Origin of the sequence: Muricauda sp. SCSIO 65647 (assembly GCF_021534965.1) — a bacterium.
GTDB lineage: Bacteria > Bacteroidota > Bacteroidia > Flavobacteriales > Flavobacteriaceae > Flagellimonas_A.
The window spans coordinates 1,396,566-1,417,607 of the sequence record NZ_CP091037.1; the positions used below are offsets into that span (position 1 = coordinate 1,396,566).

At 39.9% G+C, this 21,042-nt stretch carries 22 protein-coding genes and 1 tRNA gene; 20 read left to right on the forward strand and 3 right to left on the reverse strand.

Annotated features, from left to right (window positions below; genetic code table 11):
- The first annotated feature begins 333 nt into the window (after window positions 1-333).
- The 19 genes from L0P89_RS06155 (at window position 334) to L0P89_RS06245 (ending at window position 18,395) form a co-directional block, all read left to right on the forward strand.
- Window positions 334-1,554, forward strand: coding sequence for a glycosyltransferase (locus tag L0P89_RS06155; protein ID WP_235267533.1), 1,221 nt, complete (start codon window positions 334-336; stop codon window positions 1,552-1,554).
- 47 nt (window positions 1,555-1,601) lie between these two features.
- The gene (locus tag L0P89_RS06160) at window positions 1,602-2,390 is read left to right on the forward strand and encodes a PhzF family phenazine biosynthesis protein (protein WP_235267534.1); all 789 of its coding nucleotides are present in this window, start codon (window positions 1,602-1,604) and stop codon (window positions 2,388-2,390) included.
- 144 nt (window positions 2,391-2,534) lie between these two features.
- Complete coding sequence (locus tag L0P89_RS06165; protein ID WP_235267535.1) at window positions 2,535-3,647, forward strand: DUF2891 domain-containing protein; 1,113 nt, start codon at window positions 2,535-2,537, stop codon at window positions 3,645-3,647.
- A gap of 72 nt (window positions 3,648-3,719) precedes the next feature.
- A complete protein-coding gene (locus L0P89_RS06170) occupies window positions 3,720-4,259 on the forward strand; it encodes an ester cyclase (RefSeq protein WP_235267536.1) in 540 nt (179 codons plus the stop codon).
- Between the two features lie 215 nt (window positions 4,260-4,474).
- Entirely contained in the window at window positions 4,475-4,873 is a 399-nt protein-coding gene (locus tag L0P89_RS06175) for a hypothetical protein (RefSeq protein WP_235267537.1), read from the forward strand.
- 74 nt (window positions 4,874-4,947) lie between these two features.
- Complete coding sequence (locus L0P89_RS06180) at window positions 4,948-9,285, forward strand: CusA/CzcA family heavy metal efflux RND transporter (protein WP_235267538.1); 4,338 nt, start codon at window positions 4,948-4,950, stop codon at window positions 9,283-9,285.
- 11 nt (window positions 9,286-9,296) lie between these two features.
- Complete coding sequence (locus L0P89_RS06185; RefSeq protein ID WP_235267539.1) at window positions 9,297-10,451, forward strand: efflux RND transporter periplasmic adaptor subunit; 1,155 nt, start codon at window positions 9,297-9,299, stop codon at window positions 10,449-10,451.
- A 195-nt stretch (window positions 10,452-10,646) separates the two neighbouring features.
- Window positions 10,647-11,930, forward strand: coding sequence for a DUF2157 domain-containing protein (locus L0P89_RS06190; protein WP_235267540.1), 1,284 nt, complete (start codon window positions 10,647-10,649; stop codon window positions 11,928-11,930).
- Entirely contained in the window at window positions 11,923-12,507 is a 585-nt protein-coding gene (locus L0P89_RS06195) for a GDYXXLXY domain-containing protein (RefSeq protein ID WP_235267541.1), read from the forward strand. Before L0P89_RS06190 ends, L0P89_RS06195 begins: the two co-directional genes overlap by 8 nt.
- Window positions 12,508-12,599: 92 nt before the next feature.
- A complete protein-coding gene (locus L0P89_RS06200) occupies window positions 12,600-13,052 on the forward strand; it encodes a nuclear transport factor 2 family protein (RefSeq protein ID WP_235267542.1) in 453 nt (150 codons plus the stop codon).
- A 251-nt stretch (window positions 13,053-13,303) separates the two neighbouring features.
- On the forward strand, window positions 13,304-13,885 hold the full coding sequence (locus L0P89_RS06205) for a phage tail protein (protein WP_235267543.1): 582 nt from the start codon (window positions 13,304-13,306) through the stop codon (window positions 13,883-13,885).
- Window positions 13,886-14,096: 211 nt separating this feature from the next.
- Window positions 14,097-14,336, forward strand: a complete 240-nt coding sequence (locus L0P89_RS06210) for a type II toxin-antitoxin system ParD family antitoxin (protein ID WP_235267544.1) — start codon at window positions 14,097-14,099, stop codon at window positions 14,334-14,336.
- Window positions 14,329-14,616: a type II toxin-antitoxin system RelE/ParE family toxin gene (locus tag L0P89_RS06215; protein WP_235267545.1), complete on the forward strand. Its 288-nt coding sequence runs from the start codon at window positions 14,329-14,331 to the stop codon at window positions 14,614-14,616. The genes L0P89_RS06210 and L0P89_RS06215 overlap by 8 nt, the downstream gene beginning before the upstream one ends.
- Window positions 14,617-14,807: 191 nt before the next feature.
- Entirely contained in the window at window positions 14,808-15,404 is a 597-nt protein-coding gene (locus L0P89_RS06220) for a hypothetical protein (protein WP_235267546.1), read from the forward strand.
- 152 nt (window positions 15,405-15,556) lie between these two features.
- Window positions 15,557-15,946: a hypothetical protein gene (locus L0P89_RS06225; RefSeq protein WP_235267547.1), complete on the forward strand. Its 390-nt coding sequence runs from the start codon at window positions 15,557-15,559 to the stop codon at window positions 15,944-15,946.
- Window positions 15,943-16,371: a hypothetical protein gene (locus L0P89_RS06230; protein WP_235267548.1), complete on the forward strand. Its 429-nt coding sequence runs from the start codon at window positions 15,943-15,945 to the stop codon at window positions 16,369-16,371. The genes L0P89_RS06225 and L0P89_RS06230 overlap by 4 nt, the downstream gene beginning before the upstream one ends.
- A 110-nt stretch (window positions 16,372-16,481) precedes the next feature.
- Window positions 16,482-17,087, forward strand: coding sequence for a hypothetical protein (locus tag L0P89_RS06235; protein ID WP_235267549.1), 606 nt, complete (start codon window positions 16,482-16,484; stop codon window positions 17,085-17,087).
- A gap of 88 nt (window positions 17,088-17,175) precedes the next feature.
- Entirely contained in the window at window positions 17,176-17,730 is a 555-nt protein-coding gene (locus tag L0P89_RS06240) for a hypothetical protein (RefSeq protein ID WP_235267550.1), read from the forward strand.
- Window positions 17,731-17,924: 194 nt separating this feature from the next.
- Window positions 17,925-18,395, forward strand: a complete 471-nt coding sequence (locus L0P89_RS06245) for a GNAT family N-acetyltransferase (RefSeq protein WP_235267551.1) — start codon at window positions 17,925-17,927, stop codon at window positions 18,393-18,395.
- Here L0P89_RS06245 and L0P89_RS06250 read toward each other — a convergent pair.
- The 3 genes from L0P89_RS06250 to rseP form a co-directional block, all read right to left on the reverse strand.
- On the reverse strand, window positions 18,392-18,661 hold the full coding sequence (locus tag L0P89_RS06250; RefSeq protein WP_235267552.1) for a hypothetical protein: 270 nt from the start codon (window positions 18,659-18,661) through the stop codon (window positions 18,392-18,394). The genes L0P89_RS06245 and L0P89_RS06250 overlap by 4 nt on opposite strands.
- A tRNA-Asn gene (locus L0P89_RS06255) sits at window positions 18,632-18,705 on the reverse strand. The genes L0P89_RS06250 and L0P89_RS06255 overlap by 30 nt, the downstream gene beginning before the upstream one ends.
- A gap of 92 nt (window positions 18,706-18,797) precedes the next feature.
- Window positions 18,798-20,153 carry an RIP metalloprotease RseP gene (rseP, locus tag L0P89_RS06260; protein WP_235267553.1) on the reverse strand — a complete coding sequence of 452 codons (1,356 nt, stop codon included), beginning with the start codon at window positions 20,151-20,153 and terminating at the stop codon, window positions 18,798-18,800.
- Between the two features lie 155 nt (window positions 20,154-20,308).
- Between rseP and L0P89_RS06265 the strand changes: the two genes are divergently transcribed.
- Entirely contained in the window at window positions 20,309-20,983 is a 675-nt protein-coding gene (locus tag L0P89_RS06265) for an SCO family protein (RefSeq protein ID WP_235267554.1), read from the forward strand.
- The last annotated feature ends 59 nt before the right edge of the window (window positions 20,984-21,042 follow it).

Here is a 21,042-nt window from a genome sequence, read left to right on the forward strand (position 1 = left end):
TCAGCGCCATCTATTGTATATAATTAGAGGGCAGCATAAAATATTCTACTGGTTTTTCTCTTTTGACATCACCTTTATACCGGTCTACAAACTCGCCGTCGGGATTTGTCGCTCACAAAATATAAAAACTTGCCAAGCCTACCTAACATTGGTCTGACAACCAAAAAATGCTTGACAAGATCAAAAACCTGATTGAAGATTTTGGACCCAAAAATGAAAACAGTCGTTTTCATCTATTTTATTGCTATTTTGGGTGCATAGAGCTACATTTTGCCTCTACATAAATAATTTGAAGGCAAGCGAAAAAATTAGAACTAAATCGAACTCAATACAATGCTTCAAAAAATAATAGCATCCAGCCCGAAAGAAGTTGATTTGACCAATGAAGGGCATTCACTAAAAATCACCGAAACGGTGGAATCACTCTTAGAAACGTACAGTATTTCTGAGCTAGAGAAAATAGAAGACCAGTTGATCGGCAAAAATGATGCTTCACTCGTTTTTATTTTGCTTGCCCTGAAAATTGCAAAGTCGAAACTATTGGTGTCAAAAACAACAGAACCGCTGTTGATCTCAGTGGTCTTCGCTGTCTATAAAGAACACAATAGAATCTTAAAAAACAGTGAACATCCGCATGGAGAAGATTTTCTTATAAAGAAAGTAAAACAACTGCAATGGCTGTTTGAAAACCAACCACTGATTACATGGGAGTTAATCATTGTAGATGACGGTTGTCCAGAACAAAGTGGAAAAATAGCACAAGACATCATCGACAAGAATGCATTGAATGACCAAGCCCGGGTTTTATTCTTGGCTGACGCTATCGAACAAAAACACCCGATTGCAAAACCAATGAATTCAACGAAAGACAGTCAGAAAGGGGGTTCAATAGTGTATGGCATGTGGAATGCGGTTCAACAAAAAAAGGTAAAGAACCAAATAGTCATCTATACAGATGCCGACCTTTCCACACATTTGGGGCAACTTATGCTTTTGGTCGAACCTTTATTGAATGAAAATAAATTGGCCGCCATTGGTTCACGGAGAGAAAAAAATTCAGTCGTTATAAAAAAGGGAGCAAGAAACAATCGGGGCAAGCTATTTATTTATCTATGGAAGAGATTGATCCCTAATTTAGGCAATATAGTCGATACCCAATGCGGGTTCAAGGCATTTAAGGCTGATGTTATTCCGTATATCATCGATGACCTTATAGAAAAAAAGTTTGCCTTTGACATAGAATTACTGCTTAAAACGGCACTGTACAAAAAAGGGGCAATAACCAAAGTTGCCATTGCATGGATAGATAGTGAAGAGGCATCGACCACGACAGATCTTCAACCTTATCTCCCCATGTTAAAAGCAATAGCAATGATGAACAAAAGGTATTTCCCAAAAGAGGGACAACCTAACGAATTTGCATCCTTTATCGATTCACTTACAGAAGAAGAATTTAAAAATATATTGAACAATATCCCTCCAGATATCATAAACAGAAATCCCGATGAATTCACCGCTTATGACAAAGTAAGGGTTGAAGATTTTTTAAGTTAGGAATCATATCCGAGACTATTGGCGATAATTCATGAAAAGGAGCAAAAATGAAACTTGAACTCTATCAAATAGATGCATTTACCGATAAGACATTCGGAGGTAATCCGGCTTGTGTCGTTCCCTTAAATGATTGGTTGCCTGATGAAATATTATTAAAAATTGCTAAAGAAAATGCGGTGGCAGAAACAGCATTTTTTGTTGAAAGAAGTGATAAAATACATTTACGCTGGTTTACGCCAGAAATTGAAATGGATTTATGTGGGCATGCAACACTTGCGACTGCCCATTGCTTAAAGTCGATTTTAAACTATCCAAAAGACAAAATGGTCTTTGAGACACAGAGTGGGGATTTAACCGTGTCCGTAAAAAACGATCTATATCATTTAGACTTCCCATCACGTATGCCCATTTCAGCTGAGCTACCTGATATAATTAGAAAATCACTAAATATAGAACCGAAGGAAGTTTACAGATCAAGAGACTATATGTTGGTCTACGACACGGAGCAAGAGATTGAGAACATCAAGGTTGACAGACAAGTATTTGACCAAATAAATCTTGATCCAGATGGGGTAATCGTAACAGCAAAAGGAGAAAGTTGTGATTTTGTTTCAAGATTTTTTACACCACAAGCGTCGATTTTGGAAGACCCGGTAACCGGTTCAGCACATTGCTCATTAATTCCATTTTGGTCATCAAGGCTTGGGAAGAACAAGTTAGATGCAGTACAACTCTCAGATAGGGTCGGGAAACTATATTGCCAAAACAAAAAAGACAGGGTAATAATAAGTGGAAAAGCAAAAACTTATTCGATCGGAAACTTATGGACAGAATAAAACTATCGCCAACAGAGGCCATAATTTATACGCTCAATGGGCTGGCAGGCACCAGCCCATTAATCCCCTGATATTACACACTGATAAAGGATTAAATAGTAGTGAAGAAAATACAATCATTAAAAACAATTGACCAACAAAACAATGAAGCATACATTTCTCTTCTTTAGTTGCATAGGTGTTTTATTATGTTCATGTAATGTTGACATAAAAAAAGAAAACACTTCAAAACCACCGACCAAGAACACAAAAAAAATAGAATTGGACATCAAAGAGGCTAACCGGCTTACTGAATTACCGCTTGGCTGTATTCAAAATCCACTTCCCTATAAGTCAGGATTGGTATTGGCAAAGGAAAGCGATTTGGCAATGCCCGTGGATCACCATCCTGCTTTCTATGGTTGCTTTGACTGGCATTCTGCGGTACATGGTCATTGGTCATTGGTCTATTTGTTAAAAAACTTCCCTGACCTAGCCAAAAAAGAAGAAGCGATCAGAATGCTTGACGAAAATCTTACCGCTCAAAACATCGAGAAAGAAGTGGCTTATTTCTCATTGAATCGAGAAAGCAAGTCTTTCGAAAGATTATATGGCTGGGCTTGGCTGCTCAAACTTCAAGAAGAGCTGTTCACTTGGGATAATCCCTTAGCTCAAAAGTGGTACAATAACCTAAAACCGTTAGAAGATTACATTTCAAATGCCTACATAGAATATCTTCCAAAATTGGTCTACCCCATTAGGGTGGGTACGCATACCAACACTGCTTTTGGAATCAGTTTTGCCTATGACTACGCACAAACAGTAGGAAATAATGCTTTGGCCAACGCAATCAAAGAAGCCGCAATTCGATTCTATAGCAATGACAAAGATTGCCCAATAAATTGGGAACCCAGTGGACATGATTTCCTCTCACCTTGTTTGCAAGAAATTGACATTATGCGCAAAGTGCTTTCTGAGGAAGAATTTGAAAAATGGTCCAAAGCGTTTTTGCCTTCTTTATTCAATCAAAACCTTTCTCTCAGTCCTGGAAAAGTAAAAGATCGTTCTGATGGTCATCTAGTTCATTTAGATGGAGTGAATTTCTCAAGAGCTTGGTGTCTCTACCCATTGAAAGACAATGTCAATGCTTACAATTTAGCAAACGAACATTTAGATTACTCACTTTCCAAAATCACGGATGGAGATTATGCAGGGCAACATTGGCTGGGCTCATTTGCATTGTATGCCTTCAAAACGAAAATCGAAGCACAGCAATAAACCAACGCTAAAATCCCGTAACTTAGGTCATAAGAACCATAAGCCATCAAAAAATAACCAACCCACAAAAAAATGGACCGAAAAAGTAGTTATCTGCCAGTTTTAATGTTGTTGACCCTATTGTTTTCCTGTAAAAACCAAACAGTGGACATTGAGAAAGAAAGGCAAAATGCCGTTGAGGAATACATCGCTAAATCAGAAACCGATCGACAACAAAAGTTAGCTGTAATCGAGAAATTTTATGGCGTATTTGCAACAGGAGATATGTCGGTCTTACCAGAAATTTTGGCCGAAAACTATACCCAATACCCAGCAGACCCAGGCCAGACACCTGACATTGAAGGATTCATCAAACATGCCCAAGACTTTGAAAATATGTTTTCCGATCTAAAAGGCAAGCCTTCCCATATCTTGGTCGATAACGATCTGGTCTTTGTACGAAGTGAATTGAAAGTGACACACTCTGGCAAGGCCTTTGATATACCTGCAACCAACCGACGCATCAAGATTACCGCTTTTGATCTGCACCATTTCAATGAAGAAGGAAAAATTGACAAAACCTGGCATTTAGAAGATTTTTGGGGAGCATATTCGCAAATAAGCGCTGAATGACGGTTTGCGGCCCTACTCGCTCGCTGCTCCGCAGATACCTTCACAGCTACATCATGGCCGAGCCCATTACCTCCAATTTGAAAAATGAATTCGAAAATATCCCGGATATTTTTGACGGGTTACCTCTAGAAAAACGAAAAGCGTTTTGGCTTTTTTAAGACATATGACTTAGGTCATATTAAAAAAATGAGATTTTCGTAATTTAGTTTTTGCGCATGATACGTTTGGCTTCCATAGTGCTTTCAATACTCATACTTTCGCATAGCATTGGCTTTGATGTGGATGAGTTGCTCAAATTGGACGAGCTTATGGAACATGCCCAATTTCATTCCTCGAAATATGGCGACAATTTCATTGTTTTCTTATCAAAGCACTATGGAGAATTGCAAGATGAGCACAGCCAAGAACATCAAGATGAAAAAAAAGAACATGAACAACTCCCTTTTAACAACACATCATGTTCGCACGTGTTCACGGCCTTTGTTTTGAACAAGATCTACAGTCCGCTTTCAAAATCAGAGCAGGCCGTCAATACCTCTTCCAATTTCTTTTACACAGAACCTTTTTCCCTATTTGAAAAGGCCACTATTCTTCAACCTCCCAGACAAGCATAATCTTCTTCTGATACGAGTCATTTTTTAACAAGCTATTGCTGCTGCATAGCTTTAAAACTTTCTATCTAAAGATCATGCTCTCCAATATTATAAAATTCAGTATTGCAAACAAGTTCATCGTCCTTTTGCTAACGGTCTTTATTGTGGTCTTCGGGCTATACTCACTGACCCAAATACCGATTGGGGCGGTACCCGATGTAACCAACAACCAAGTGCAGGTAATCACTACCTCTCGAAATCTATCTACCCAAGACATGGAGCAGTTCATCACCTACCCCATTGAGCTCGAAATGGCCAATTTGCCCGGAGTGGTGGAAATTCGCTCTGTGTCAAAGTTCGGTCTTTCGGTGGTGACCATTGTTTTTGAAGAGAAAATGGGCACCTATCTGCCCAGACAACTTATAGCCGAAAAAATAAAATCGGCGTCGCAAAAAATCCCTGAAGGCTTTGGCACCCCAGAAATAGGCCCCATAACCACTGGGCTCGGTGAAATTTATCAATATGTGCTCGACACCAAACCTGGCTATGAAGATACCTATTCGGCCATGGATCTACGCACCATACAAGATTGGATCGTCAAACGTCAACTTTCAGGGATTCCCGGGGTGATCGAGGTAAACACTTGGGGAGGATATTTAAAGCAGTACGAAGTCGCTATCAACACCGAGCAGTTAAATGCCATGAATATTACGACCGGCGATGTATTCACTGCATTGCAAAAGAACAACAGTGTAGCCGGTGGCGGTTATATTGAAAAGGTGAATCAGGCCTATTTTATCCGTGGGGAAGGAATGGTCTCATCGCTTGAAGATATCAAAAACATTGTGGTACAGAACAAGAATGGGCTGCCCATATATGTAAAGGACATTGCAGAGGTCGGATTTGGCAGTGCCACCCGCTTTGGTGCCATTACCGGAAATGGGGAGGGCGAAAAGGTTTTGGGCCAGGTAATGATGTTGAAAGACGGCAATTCAAAAAAGGTAATCAAAGAAGTCAAAGATCGGGTGGCGTCTATTTCTAAATCGCTGCCCGAAGGGGTATATGTCAATGCCTTTTTAGACCGCAGCGTATTGATTGGCAAAACGACCTTTACGGTGGTCGAAAACCTCATCTTGGGCTGTTTGATCGTAATCTTTGTGGTGGTCTTATTGCTCGGAAACTTACGTTCTGGACTTGTCGTGGCGTCAGTCATTCCACTCTCTTTGCTATTTGCCCTGTCATTGATGTATCTGTTCGGGGTAGATGCCAATCTAATGAGCTTGGGAGCCATTGATTTTGGGATCATCATTGATGGTGCCGTGATCATAGTGGAGTTCATTTCTTTTCAGATCACAAAGAAAAGTGCCCAACTTGAAGCCCTAACAACGCCTGGGCAGAAAGGCTACTTAAACGAGCTTACCTACAGCGGGGCCTCCAAAATGATGAACACCGCCATTTTTGGGCAGCTCATCATTCTTATCGTGTTTATTCCCATCCTTTCATTGAGCGGAGTCGAAGGCAAAATGTTCAAACCAATGGCACTTACCTTCAGTTTTGCCCTTATTGGGGCGATGATCTTCTGTTTGACCTATGTGCCCGTGGCAGCCTCCCTATTCTTGAGACCCTCAAAACCTTCTGATAAAAATATATCGGTTCGTATCATGGGCTTTTTGAATTACCTGTACGACCCCGTTATTAGATGGGCATTGGCCAACAAAAAAAAGGTCTTGGGAACAGCGGTGGCACTTCTCGCCTTTGCACTTTTTCTTTTTACCACCATAGGCGGTGAATTCATCCCTACTCTTGACGAGGGTGATTTTGTGATACAACCTGTACTGAAAACGGGAACTTCTCTTAGCAATACCATTGAGACCACTACCAAGATCGAAAGGATCCTAATCGATCAATTTCCTGAAGTTGACCAAGTAGTAAGTCGAATTGGCGCTGCAGAAGTGCCCACAGATCCCATGTCAATGGAAGAAAGCGATGTGATCATTACGCTGAAACCAAAGAAAGAATGGGTTTCGGCAAAAAGTAAGGATGAACTGGCAAATAAGTTCAAAGAGGCATTGGCCGTGATTCCAGGTATGGAGGTCGAATTCACACAACCCATTGAAATGCGTTTCAATGAATTGATTACCGGGGTACGGGCCGATATTGCCATAAAGATATTCGGAGAAGATCTTGACATTCTGAACGAGAAGGCGAATGAAGTAAGAAGTGTCATTGAGAACGTTGAAGGTGCTGCAGATATAACCGTTGAAAAAATAGCGGGGCTACCCCAAATGACCGTTCATTTTAAAAGGTCGAAGATTGCACGCTATGGTCTCAACATTGCCGATCTCAACGACTTGGTTTCAATGGGATTCGCTGGCACAACCCTAGGCAGTGTATTCGAGGGCGAAAAACGATTTGATCTGGTACTTCGTTTCAACAAAGACAACCGTAAAGATATTTCCAACCTGCAGAACATGTATGTCGATATCCCATCAGGGGGAAAAATACCGTTGAGCGAACTGGCCGATATCCGCTATACAGAAGGCGCTGCCAAAATATCACGTGACGATACAAACCGAAGAATCGTAATCGGGGTCAATGTGCGTGACCGTGACCTGCAATCTGTTGTAAGTGATATACAAAAGCTGGTCGAAACCAAGGTATCACTACCTGTGGGCTATTCCATCACCTATGGAGGGCAATTTGAAAATCTGCAAAGTGCCAAAAACCGGTTGAAAGTGGCCGTACCGCTTGCCCTGTTCTTAATTTTTGTTCTGCTCTATTTTACTTTCAACTCTATAAAAGAAGCCTTGATCATCTATTCTGCAATTCCGCTATCGGCCGTAGGGGGCGTATTGTTTTTATGGATACGCGATATGCCCTTCAGTATTTCTGCGGGCATTGGTTTTATTGCATTGTTTGGCATTGCAGTACTCAATGGCATCGTCTTGATCGAGCACTTCAAAGAACTAAAACAACAACAAAATGAAAGCGAAAAAGAGAAACTCATTGTAAAAGCCTCTAAAAGTAGATTACGTGCCGTTCTATTGACGGCTTCTGCCGCAGCACTGGGATTTTTGCCAATGGCCATCTCTACCAGTGCCGGTGCAGAGGTTCAGCGACCCTTGGCAACAGTGGTCATCGGCGGACTTGTATCCTCTACCCTGCTCACTTTGGTGGTACTGCCCGTCTTGTATTCAATTTTTTACAATGTTGGGATGAGGTTCGAACTAAAGAGAACAAAAAAAAGAGGGGCTTTGCTTACCATCATCTTGGCATTGCTCATGTCATCGCAAAGCGTTGCACAGCAGCCCATGAATTTTGAAGAGTTGCGTACGCTGGCCCTTGAAAACAATGCGGGGCTTAAAGCTGCTTCACTTAAGGTGAAGGAGGCCGATGCCCAGATCGGAAGTGCCTTCAGTTTTGATAAGACCGAAATCTATTATAGTTATGACGAGAACAATCTTGCCCTAAACGATCGAGCTATAGGCGTCTTTGGCGTTCAGCAAGACTTCTTGTTCCCCACACGGTATTTTGCCATGAAAAAAGTGAACGCGGCCAACTATGAAATGGAGAGCAGTTCGTATGAGATCAGAAAGCAGTTATTGGAACGGGACGTTGCATCGGCATACCATCAATTGCAGTACGAAAGGGAAAAAGAAAAGGTATACCAATATTTGGATAGCTTGTTCAGAAAATTCGCCCATAATGCAAAGCGAAGGTTTGAACTCGGTGAAACCAACTATTTGGAGAAAATTACCGCACAGGCCAAACAGAAAGAGTTGTTGACCAAATATCGACAAGCTCAGGAAGATGTGGTTTTGGCCTATGAAAAACTGCAAAAAATAGTACAGGGCGATTCGGTCATATCAGTGGCAACGATACCTCTTGAAAAGCTGCAACTGCGAAGCTCCAGTATCCAGAACAATGTAGGAATTGGCTACCATGAAAATAGAATATCGCTCTTTAGTGCCAAAAGCGGCCTTGAACAACAACAACTGTTGCCCGACATAAGCCTTGATTATTTTCAAGGCAGTAATTCTGGCCTGAACACCAATTTGAGAGGATATCAATTGGGTTTAAAGATTCCCCTGCTGTTTAGTGGGAATCTAGCGAGAATAAAGGCAGCGAAAATCGCAGAGGATATCATTCGTGAAGAAACCAATGACTACAAATCACGATTGGAAGGAAAAAGACGTCAATTAATGGGTCAACTTAAAAAACAGCAAGAGGCCCTTTCATATTATGAAGATGAAGGGAAAGGCCTGGCCGATCAAATTTTAAAAACAGCGACCTTAGGTTATCAAAGTGGAGAGATTGACTTTTTTCAATACATCCAAAGTCTAGAGAGTGCGTATGGCATTACCCTTGCCCATTTAGAGAGTTTAAATGCCTATAACCAAACGGTGATCGCCATTAATTATTTAATTCTATAAAAATCAACACTATGAAACGATTAGTCCATATACTACCCCTTTTGGCATTGACCCTTTTGTACTTTGGCTGCCAAAATAATGGGAAGAAAGGAGAAAACTCAGATGATGGGACCACGACCTCAATAGGTAATGTGCCTATAATCGTTACCAAGGCACAGTTTGAAGGTGGACCGATGCAATTGGGTGGATTTGAGGAAAAACAATTTCCCAAAATGGTTCAAACTTCTGGATGGCTGGATGTTCCGCCGCAGAGCCGGGCCGTTGTAAGTGCTTATTCGGGAGGATACATCAAAGATGCGCCCTTATTGATTGGTGACAAGGTAAAAAAGGGGCAGGCGTTGATCACTTTAGAGAATCCTGAGTTCATACAGTTGCAACAAGATTATTTAGAGACGGCCGAACAATTGAACTACTTACGATCTGAATACAGTCGCCAAAAAACCCTGGTGGCTGAAAAAGTCACCTCGCAGAAGAGCTTTTTGAAAGCGGAAAGTAGTTTTAAGCAAACTTTGGCAAAATACGACGGTCTTCGTAAACAGTTAGAAATGCTGAACATTAGCCCGACCGCTGTGGAAAAGGGCAAAATCACTTCTGTGGTAACGCTTTATTCCCCTATAGATGGCAGTGTCACCAAGGTCAATATTGGCAAAGGGATGTACGTGGCCCCCACCGATGCCATTATGGAAATCATGAATGCCGACCACATTCATTTAGAATTGGAGGTTTTCGAGAAGGACATCATGAAAATAAAGAAGAACCAACCTATCTTTTTTAAAATTCCGGAAATCTCTGAAGAGGCTTTCAAGGCCCAAGTTTATTTGGTCGGTACATCAATAGGCGAGAAAAACCGAACCATAAAGGTGCACGGACATTTGAACGACGAGGCAGAACATAATTTTACCGTTGGCATGTTCGTTGAAGCCCGAATTGTTGTTGATAGCACTACTTCTAGGGCCTTGCCTGACGAAGCGATTGTTTCCGTTGAAGGCAAATCTTACGTGCTTTTGAGGATTGCCAGTGAAAATGATGGTTATGCATTTAAGAAGGAAGAAGTAATGGTCGGGGAATCGTATAATGGTTTTTCTGAGCTTAAAAACAGTGACCAATTTAAGGAAACGGACCGTTTTTTGATAAAAGGGGCATTTAATCTAATTAGGGAGGAATAAGTAATCATAGAAGTCTACGAACAGGCTTGACGAGTGCCGACAATGTGTATAGCTCATTGCGCCTGCCAGTCGGCAGACAAGGCTCGGAAATTCCAGCCTGATTGGTTAACTTAGGGCTACGGCGGAAAGAATCCTACGGATTTTTCCGCAACGAAGCCATACACTAGACCATTGGCAAACACTTAAAACAGGACAATGAGCGTACTAAAAGATTTACCTGAGCTAATAAAAGCTGAGGTCATCACACAAGAGACCGCAAACAGAATTCAGGATTACTATAAAAACAAAAGCAGTTCATCAACTAACAGACTTTTTATTGTTTTTGGAATTTTAGGTGCAATACTGGTGGGGCTTGGTATCATCTTGATTATTGCTCATAACTGGGATGAACTTTCACGATCGACCAAAACACTATTTGCATTTCTACCATTGCTTATTGGACAAATACTCTGTGGCTTTGTATTACTAAAAAAACAGCATAGCGTTGCATGGAGAGAAAGTGGAACAGTTTTCTTATTTTTCTCAATTGGGGCATGTATATCACTTATAAGTCAGATTTACAACATACCAGGAAATTTAAGTTCGTTTCTCCTTACATGGATGCTCCTTTGCCTTCCTCTGATATATGTGATGAAATCTTCTATTTCATCGTTGCTATATCTAATCGGAATAACTTATTATGTAGCAGAAACCAACTATTGGTCATATCCATCAAATGAATCATACCTATATTGGTTGCTACTACTGATGGCCTTGCCGCATTACTACTTTTTGTACAAGAAAAAACCTGAAAGCAATTTTATGGTTTTCCATAATTGGATAATCCCATTATCACTGGTTATATCGCTTGGAACAGTGGCAAAAAACACAAACGAATTAATGTTTATAGCCTATTTCAACCTTTTTGGGTTACTCTATCTAATAGGAAATTTGGAGTTTTTCACCCAACAAAAATCAAGAAATAACGGTTATAGATTATTGGGTTCGCTTGGTACCATCGTGCTGTTATTGATACTGAGTTTTGATTGGTTTTGGGAAGATTTGAGAAGAGCGGATTTTCAGTTCGATGAGATAATTTCAGCACCTGAATTTTTGGCCTCTGCTATTACGTTAATATTGGCAGGAGTTCTTTTTTATTTACAACATAAGAATAAAGCCTTGAGAGACGTCAAACCCATAGCTCCAATTTTCATTCTATTTATTGCAACATTCATTTTAGGACTTACCTCCCCTTACTCGGTAGTACTTATCAATATTTATGTTCTTGCAATAGGAATCTTGACTATTAGGGATGGTGCAAAGCAAGACCACTTAGGAATATTGAACTACGGTCTGCTGATCATTACGGTATTAGTGATATGCAGGTTTTTTGATACAGACTTGAGTTTTGTCATTCGAGGTATTTTATTCGTATCGGTTGGTGCAGGATTTTTTGCTGCAAATTATTGGATGCTCAAAAAAAGAAAGGTAAATGAATAGTAAAAAAATAGTATTGACTGCATTTGTTCTTGTTGCTTTGGTGCAACTGTTTGTTCCTGCCAAAATGATATGGGACAAAGAAGATGTTCTAGACACAGGAATAGAGTTCAAATTTAAGACCGCACCTGTTGACCCAAATGACCCTTTCAGAGGAAAATATATCACTCTGACTTATGATGAAAACAGTATCACAGTTACTAACGAAGAGGATTGGGTGACCGGAGAATCAATTTATGTCAGTCTAACAACCGATAATTCTGGGTTTGCCAAAATAACGTCAGTTTCAAAAAACAAGCCAGCCAACAACGAAAATTTTGTTAGGGCCAAAGTGGGGTCCGTATTGGGAAATGGTTCGAATCAGTTGATTATAGTCTACCCTTTTGACAGATATTATATGGAAGAATCAAAAGCCTATGATGCAGAACTAACATACAGAATGTCACAACAAGATACAAGCAAAATTACCTATGCCTTGGTCAGCGTTAAAAATGGTGAGGCTGTATTAAAAGACGTTCTGATTGACGGAACTTCAATAAGAGAAATAGTTAAAGTAAATCAGCGGAAAAAAAAGGAATAAGAACATTTGCCAACAGGGTGCATAAATCATTGCGACCAATCAGCACCCTACAATTCATACACGAGACCGTTGTATGCAATAAAACAACTTCAATGAAGAACCTTTATATCATCAATTTTTCAGTTTTGCTCTTAGCCTTAATAAGCTGTAATAAGAACTTGAACGTGACAACGGAAATTCTTAGGGAAACAGAAAAATCTCGATTAAATTCTCTTGTTGAAGCAGATATGAAAACAGCCAGAGCCATTCATGCCGATGATTTCCAGCTAATCACCCCAAGTGGACGTACTTTCACCAAAGAACAGTATTTAGAAGGGATTTCGTCGGGTAATTTAGACTATAAAATCTTTAGACCAGAGTCGGAAATTAAAGTAAAAATCCATAAGAAATCTGCAATTATTAGATACATATCCACTATCGAAATAACTGTGGGTGACAATTACTATCCACCAGAAAAATTTTGGCATACAGATACCAATGAATTTCGAGATGGGCGATGGCAAGTTGTTTGGTCTCAAGCAACCACAATAGTTGATGATAAATAATACGGCATACAACAAGGCCTATAATTTATAGCTGTGCTGTTGGTTAAGACAAGGAACAATTCTTACTTTTAATACGGCTAGATTTCATACGGACAATTTCCTGACTTCGACTTCGCTCAGCCAACAGAAAAGTCCGTAACTAATCATACACATGACCGTTGTAGCCAATTTTGAAAATCCCCAATAACGGGTATTGAAGAGTATTCTAAAAAAGAATTACTTGTTTTCATCTAATTTAAAAAATAATAACGATGAGAACATTAATTACAACTTTATTAATTATCGGGCTTTCCTTTACAGAAATGTATGGTCAAAGCGAAGTTCCTGTTGGAACAATACTTATTTGGTCTGGCCCCTCAAGCACCATACCCAATGGATGGAAAATATGCGATGGTGATTATTTATTGGTAACGGCGTATCCAGAATTGCACAAAGTAGTCCAAGACTATTGGGGGCCTTATAGAGAAAGTAATAGTGGACACGCTATTTCTTATAAATTACCTGACCTAAGAGGAATTTTTATAAGGGGAGTAAATGACGCTAGAAACGACTCCTTTGAAGATAAGGATAAAGATAAAAGAGAAAGTACCAAAGGTACTCCGAATGAAGTGGGAAGCTTTCAGAGACACGCTATACAAACCCATTCACATAGAATCGGAGAAGGAACCTCAGACAAGCAAGCCAACTCCCAGAGAGAGAGAACGAGATTTGCAGATTTTTACAAGGAAAAAAATGGAACACCTCATACCACCAGCGACCCGATTTCAGCAAATCTTTCATCCGAAACGCGTCCAAATAATGCTTATGTCCATTATATTATCAAAGCTGAATAAAAATAAAAACTGGCTACAACAACAAGGTGTATAGCCCATTGCGGTTGATTTTCCTAAACGAAAATTCAACCGCATTTGCTATCTTGGTGTTATGGCGGAAAAGTCGGTTGGACGTTTTCCACAACGAAGCCATACACGAACCGTTAGCTACAATATGAAAATTTGGATTTGATTCGTTTTTGGTGTAATTTTACACCAAATTATTTCAGGCATGGCTAGACAAAGTATTTCTTTCACAGAACCCAACGATAAGTGGCTGAAATCCCAAGTGGAAAATCAGGAGTATTCAAGCAAAAGCGAATTGGTCAATGACCTTGTACGCCAGGCAAGAAAACAGCAAGCACAGATTGACTGGATAAGGACAAAGTTGGAAAAAGCTGAAAAAAGTGGATTTACCAACTATGGAAAGCATGAGATTTTAAAACAGTCAAAAGCAGTGCTGAGTGGCTGATTATAGACTCAGCAATGAAGCCAAAAATGACCTAATACGAATCCATCAATACGGAGTCAAAAACTTCGGCCTTTCGCAGGCCGATAAGTATTTCGAAACATTTTTCCAATACTTCGAAATAATAGCTGAACAACCTTACACTTTCGAATCCGTCGACTATTTAAAAAATGGATATCGCCGTTGTGTTTGCGGTGTTGACAGTATATTCTATAGAATAAATGGAGAAGTTGTTGAGATTATGGCAATAATCGGGAGACAGGACTTAGACAACATACTCTGAAAATGAACAATACTGTTGCTAACATTGGCTATAATTCGCCAACCCGACAGGGTCGTTCTTTTCAAAAAACCCGAATTCAAATACAAGTAGCTTACGGAAACTTCGTTTAAAAGGGTCAAAGATCTCTTATCTTAGTTCTGCCCATAGGTAGCTATATAGATCATAATCTATATTTCTACGTTGCCAACAATATGAAAAAACTTCTTTTTGGACTCATTTTAATGTCTTTAGTAAGCTGTAATTCACGGAACACTAATTTTAATGAACTTAAAAACTGTTTAAATGAAGAAGATATTTCTGTTCTAGAGAAAGGACTTATGGATTTTGAATCTAGACTTGCAGAGAAATATGAAGGACTTGACAAAGAAGAAGGTTACATTCAATTCTTAAACGACTTCATTGGCAATGAAATTTCACCTGATTTTTTTCTTAATCCCAAATCAAAGACAATCAGGACTGAAGTAAAAGAAATTGGGATTTGGCAATTGTCCGAGGAATCAGACGAAGGAATGGAGGCCGAAATTAGACTTGATGGTTCTCAACCTGAAAAAAGCGCTGGAATCTTAACGTTGCGAAATGAATTTCAAAATTGCCTAATTACAAAAGTTTCAAACGACGGCATTAAAAACTTCCTATACCTAAGGACAAAAGTGCCTAATCTAAGTTGGGGGTTTACCACCAAATACATCCATGACGGAATTAATGAAAAGGACCTGAAGAATAAAATGAATCGACTGGCCATGGCTTATGGTATTTACTACGAGTTCGCATTGAATCTGGAAAAATAAAATACTGTTGCCAACATTGGCTATAATTCAGCGTGGCTTTAGAACAAAAAATAAAAGTAATCTATGACTTAAGCTTGATCTCTTTGCGGAATAGTCCTTCGGACGATTCCACGCCGAAATCATAGCCGAGACCGTTGTAGCACATTTAAATTATGCGTCCAATAGATGAAATAATATCAGAAATTGAATCATACGAAAGTGATGATGGTAATTGGCTGCGATTGGACGAATTAGTGACTGAATTGTGGGAAAGCGGAAATCCTGAAAACGGAATTGACGCAATGTTTAAAATCTTTGAAAACAACCCTACCGATGATGGTGCTGGAGTTTTCTGGTCAATACTACACGGATTGGAAACACTGGAATATGAACAGAAACTCTATGATTCTTTGATGGAAAAACCGTCTCATATGACAATTGCAATGTTGAAACGAATTGAAAATACCGAATCTGAAACTATTGCAGGAAAATCGATTTCAGAATTGAAAGACCTCATAAAGAATAACCCAAAAACTAAAACGGAATTACTTGACGAAATATGAGAAGCCTGATAATCGGATTTATCTGTTTTTCCTTGATTTGTTGTTCGAATCGTAAAAGCAAAAAGGAAATCGATGGAAATATTGATTTAGAAAAAGTAATAATGAAAGAAATTGACCTTAAAAATTGGACTGACACGCCTCACGTGGTTGGACGTCTGGCAACCGAATCAGATGTCAATTCAGGTGCTGCCACTTTTGTAATCGATGGACAGGGACAGGAACACAAGCCATTGGATATTAGGATTCCGTCTTTGGCCTTTCACGTAGATGTGGACACAAAAGAAAAAACCCCAGTTGTTGTAATTCAAGGTGAACAAGTTGGAGAGCAAAAAGTTGTGGGAATTAAATACTTGGATGGTTCCGACGGAGTTTGTACGCTTGGGGAATTGGAATTTGTAAGTAGTCCCTCAGAATTTGAAAATTAAAAATCCGTGCTACAACGTGGGCTTTAATTCATTGCGGCTTTCTTGCTAACTTTAAACCTATTAAACATTATCCCGATAGCTATCTGCAGGCTGGATTTCATTTTGACTAAATGAGAAAAATCGCATTTTTAATATTGGCACTAGTAGTATTTAAGAGTTTTGGTCAGCAGAACTCGGACTATGTGATTTTGACATTCATATCAGAAGATAAAGGAGGGCGACATCCAGCCAGCACGCATCATTGGATTGTAAAAACTGACTCAATTAATGAAGTAGGATCCAGAATGCCGACATTTCCGACTTATTTAAATATGGAATATTCAAATGACTGCTTAACGAGATGTTGTGAGAATAAAAAAATAGATTTACTAACAAGTACCACTAACACGAACTTTGACTATCCCAAAAAGCATTTTGAGCAATCAAAATCCCTTTTACAATTAGTTAGTGAAAACAGGCAGTTTTTGCAAAAAATAACTATTACGTGGTCGGACAAAAAAATAAAAAGGATTATCAAAGTTTATGGAACACCAATAAGCGGACAATTTTGTGAATGCGAAATTTACGGACTTGCGCTAAAGTTTGCGGATGGACGAAAAAAAGTTCTGATACCAAATAGTATTTATACCCTGGTTGACGGATTTTGGAATACGGATAAAGGTAAATTTGTTAAGTTTTATGACTTTTCAAAAATAGATCCTCAAAACACGCTTTAAATAAAAAACGTATGCCAACATTGGCTATAATTCAGCATGGCTGAAGAACCAAATATGAAACTAAGCAATAAATACGGCTGATTTCTGGATGAACCGATTTTCCATATTCCTGGTTATTATAATTTTTACATTTGGATGTAAAGAAAAAAATTCTGGAAAAGAAAAAGCTGAATCTAAAAATAGTCTTCGAAACACCGAAAGGAAAAGTGATTTCCACCCTCTTATTGATTTGATTTTGGACAGAGTCCATCCTGATGAAGTGGAGAGGTATAACTTAGAGATATTGATTGACTCTAGCTTAATTCCGAGATTGACAAATTTCCCTCCTGATTTTGACAAGCGACTGAACGACTCTATAAAAATTAAACTGCTAAAATCTTTCAAAAACAGAATTAGTGCTTTTGAGTTGGACACAAGTAAACTAAATCCAAAAAGCAGAACCCTACTGGAACAGCAAGTGGACAAAGTGTATAAAATCCGAATTGTATTCAATGGATTTTTAGAAATAAAAGAAGATGGTTTAGCTGCTACCACAATTGGATTTTATTACAGTCCTAAAGGCGGATGGGAGGAAATTGTGATTTTTGAAAAAAAGGATGGGATTTGGAATATCTCAAACCGAATAGAAACAGTGAATTATTAAAAAATAGTGGCTAACACGGTGTATAATTAATTGCGGGCGGATTTCCCAAAATAGAAATCCTTTGCAATCAATTATCTTTAGTCTTAGGCGGACAATTTCCTGACTTCGACTTCGCTCAGCCAACAGGAAATGTCCGTAACTAATCATACACAAGACTGTTGTAGGCAATTGAATCACATTGATTTTGAAATAAGTTGGAAATAACAATAGACAAATACTCAAAAAAGAACGAAGGCGATTTTGAGCGTCTATGGGTTTCATGGCTTGCTAATTCTATGGGGTTAACACCCCAAAAGGAGGATTTAGATGAAGTACGAAATCCAGAAGTAAACTACATAGAAGGTGGCGGGATGGCTTTTTATGCAAATGTCAATGGCCAATGTGTCGGGGTTGTTGCAGTCAAGAGATTGAACGAGACCGAATATGAATTTTGTAAACTCGTGGTTAACGAAAGAGCCCGCGGTCAAGGATTAGGTAAAAGATTGGTTCAACGTTGCATTGACTTTGTCAAGGAAGTAAAAGGCAGCGCACTATATCTTCAAAGTTTCCACAAATTAGACATAGCTGTAAATATGTATAAGAGAATGGGATTTGTAGATTGTGTGGCACCAAGAGGAATGCTGGTTGTTGAACGAACCGAAATAATAATGAAAAAGAAAATCTAAAATTCCCTTCGTCTTCCACTTCGACTGCCCCTTCGACTGCGCTCAGGGTGACAGCTCAGGGTAAACTTCTCGGCCCGCTTTTTCCATGAAAAAAGCCACCCACTTTCGTGGATGGCTTCGGTCTCGCTTCGCTCCCCCAGCTGGAATCCCTTCGTCAAGCTCAGGGTAAACTTCTCGCCCAGCTTTCCCAACGAAAAAAGCCACCCACTTTCGTGGATGGCTTCGGTCTCGCTTCGCTCCCCCAGCTGGACTCGAACCAGCGACACCCTGATTAACAGTCAGGTGCTCTAACCAACTGAGCTATGGAGGAATATCAATACGTTTTTCGCCCGACTATTTCGTCAAAGGCGGGTGCAAATATAGCAGTTTCTATAAATCACCACAAACAAAAAATCCAGTTTTTTATTTCGCTATGGCCTTATAAATGTCATTGCCATTGGCGAAGAGCAAGAGGGCGATCAAGAGAAAAAATCCGACCATTTGGGCATACTCCAAGAACTTATCGCTCGGTTTTCTGCCCGACACCATTTCGTACAACAAGAACATCACGTGACCCCCATCCAAAGCAGGGATCGGCAGAATGTTCATAAACGCCAAGATAATCGATATCAAAGCGGTGGTCGACCAAAAAGCGGCCCAGTCCCAAGTATCGGGAAACATATTGCCGATCGCGGCAAAACCGCCCACCCCTTTGTAAGCCCCCGTGGAAGGGTTGAAAATCTTCTTCAACTGCTTCACATAGCTCGTCAAAATATCGACTCCCTTATCGATGCCCGCAGGAACCGACTCAAGCAATGAATAGGTCTTGGTCTCGACCTTCAAGATTCCCTTTTCCTGCAATTTCTCAAACGACATGGCCCCGGGCATTACTCCCACGGTTGCGCTGTCACTTATAATCACCGGAATATTGGCCCGCTCACCATTTTCACGAACGACCCCCAATGCTATTTGTTGGCCCTTATACTTTTCCAACAAGGGCTTGGCCTGATCAAAATAGGTTATCGGATCATTGCCGATCTGTACCACTTCATCACCCTTTTCAAGTCCTGAACCATAATTGGCAGATTCTTTGGGCACTTTGCCGATCACAAAGGGTATTCGGTAGTTCAAGAAGCGTACCTTGTCTTCATCTTCCAACAGTGTGGCAATGAAATCGACCGGCATTTCTTTCTCTATGACCCTGCCATCACGCTCAATTCTAATGGTACTGCCATTGATCAGGTCAATGAAAACACTGTTGAACGTCTCTACCGGTTTGTCATCGATGGCCAATATTTTATCGCCCGTTTGAATACCTGCCTTGTCGCCGATATTCTTTTCCATGACCCATACCCCATCTTTAAGACTGTTCATGGGTATATATTGGTCGCCATAGGTATAGGCCATTCCGATATAGATAATGACGGCCAAAACAAAGTTTACGGTCACGCCCCCCAGCATAATGATCAACCGCTGCCATGCCGGTTTGCTCCGAAACTCCCAAGGTTTGGGTTCTTCTTTCATGGCTTCGGTATCCATGCTCTCATCGATCATGCCCGAAATCTTTACATAGCCCCCAAGGGGAAGCCATCCGATACCATATACGGTCTCACCGACTTTTTTCTTGAACAGGGCAAACTTCACATCAAAAAAGAGAAAGAATTTCTCTACCCGGGTCTTGAATATCTTGGCAGGTATGAAGTGGCCTAATTCATGAAGAATAATCAATATGGAAAGACTCAGAAAAAACTGAATGACCTTAACTGCTATGGGGCTCATCTATCGTTCATTAACTACAAGCACGCAAAAGTACATTTTTGCATCGTCTTAAAAAAACGAGCTTATACACATCATTCCATTTTAAGAAAGATTTAGTACCGAATGGCATTTTTCTTTTGATTAATCACTACTGCAAGCGTAATTTTGCAGACATCGTGCGCAGGTTTTTTGCAAAATATCGGTTTTTTGGGATTGTCTTTTCGATTTTGTCGGCCATTATCATCTATTTGATGTACACGGCACTGAATCCGAAAGAAAGATTACCCATTTACCAGCCTTCAATGGTGAATCCTGAACTGGTCGATAGCACCCTTCACTACAAGAAAAAGTACCATACGGTTGCTGATTTTCGACTTGTCAACCAAAATGGGGATACCATCACCGAACAGCACTATGAAGATAAAATCTACGTGGCCGACTTCTTCTTCACCACTTGCCCGACCATCTGCCCCATTATGACCAAAAACATGGGTGAGATACAAAAAAATATTTTGGATGACGATGAGGTGATGTTACTCTCACATTCGGTCACCCCAAAAATCGATTCGGTGGCCCAATTGAAAAAATATGCATTGGAGAAAGGCGTTTTAGATGAAAAATGGAACCTGGTAACGGGTGATAAAAAACAAATCTACCAACTAGCGCGAAAATCATACTTTGCCGTTCAAAATGATGGCGACGGAGGCCCTTTTGATATGATCCATACCGAGAATTTCATTTTAGTGGACAAAGAGCGCCGCATTCGCGGCTTCTACGATGGCACCAACACTGAAGAGGTGGCACAACTGTTAAAGGATATTGAGATTTTAAAGACTTCCTATCAAGATTAAGGCAGGTTTCTAGCCGTTCTTTGGTTTTTTCCTTATTTTTGCTTACTTAAAATCATTCT

What these genes read in the sequence shown, in the direction of transcription:
- L0P89_RS06210 (WP_235267544.1), top strand. Translation starts at nt 14,097, where the DNA reads ATGGCTAGACAAAGTATTTCTTTCACAGAACCCAACGATAAGTGGCTG.
- L0P89_RS06200 (WP_235267542.1), top strand. Translation starts at nt 12,600, where the DNA reads ATGAAGAACCTTTATATCATCAATTTTTCAGTTTTGCTCTTAGCCTTA.
- L0P89_RS06205 (WP_235267543.1), top strand. Translation starts at nt 13,304, where the DNA reads ATGAGAACATTAATTACAACTTTATTAATTATCGGGCTTTCCTTTACA.
- L0P89_RS06235 (WP_235267549.1), top strand. Translation starts at nt 16,482, where the DNA reads ATGAGAAAAATCGCATTTTTAATATTGGCACTAGTAGTATTTAAGAGT.
- L0P89_RS06160 (WP_235267534.1), top strand. Translation starts at nt 1,602, where the DNA reads ATGAAACTTGAACTCTATCAAATAGATGCATTTACCGATAAGACATTC.
- L0P89_RS06170 (WP_235267536.1), top strand. Translation starts at nt 3,720, where the DNA reads ATGGACCGAAAAAGTAGTTATCTGCCAGTTTTAATGTTGTTGACCCTA.
- L0P89_RS06185 (WP_235267539.1), top strand. Translation starts at nt 9,297, where the DNA reads ATGAAACGATTAGTCCATATACTACCCCTTTTGGCATTGACCCTTTTG.
- L0P89_RS06240 (WP_235267550.1), top strand. Translation starts at nt 17,176, where the DNA reads ATGAACCGATTTTCCATATTCCTGGTTATTATAATTTTTACATTTGGA.
- L0P89_RS06190 (WP_235267540.1), top strand. Translation starts at nt 10,647, where the DNA reads ATGAGCGTACTAAAAGATTTACCTGAGCTAATAAAAGCTGAGGTCATC.
- L0P89_RS06175 (WP_235267537.1), top strand. Translation starts at nt 4,475, where the DNA reads ATGATACGTTTGGCTTCCATAGTGCTTTCAATACTCATACTTTCGCAT.
- L0P89_RS06195 (WP_235267541.1), top strand. Translation starts at nt 11,923, where the DNA reads ATGAATAGTAAAAAAATAGTATTGACTGCATTTGTTCTTGTTGCTTTG.
- L0P89_RS06165 (WP_235267535.1), top strand. Translation starts at nt 2,535, where the DNA reads ATGAAGCATACATTTCTCTTCTTTAGTTGCATAGGTGTTTTATTATGT.
- rseP (WP_235267553.1), bottom strand. Translation starts at nt 20,153, where the DNA reads ATGAGCCCCATAGCAGTTAAGGTCATTCAGTTTTTTCTGAGTCTTTCC.
- L0P89_RS06220 (WP_235267546.1), top strand. Translation starts at nt 14,808, where the DNA reads ATGAAAAAACTTCTTTTTGGACTCATTTTAATGTCTTTAGTAAGCTGT.
- L0P89_RS06230 (WP_235267548.1), top strand. Translation starts at nt 15,943, where the DNA reads ATGAGAAGCCTGATAATCGGATTTATCTGTTTTTCCTTGATTTGTTGT.
- L0P89_RS06225 (WP_235267547.1), top strand. Translation starts at nt 15,557, where the DNA reads ATGCGTCCAATAGATGAAATAATATCAGAAATTGAATCATACGAAAGT.
- L0P89_RS06180 (WP_235267538.1), top strand. Translation starts at nt 4,948, where the DNA reads ATGCTCTCCAATATTATAAAATTCAGTATTGCAAACAAGTTCATCGTC.
- L0P89_RS06155 (WP_235267533.1), top strand. Translation starts at nt 334, where the DNA reads ATGCTTCAAAAAATAATAGCATCCAGCCCGAAAGAAGTTGATTTGACC.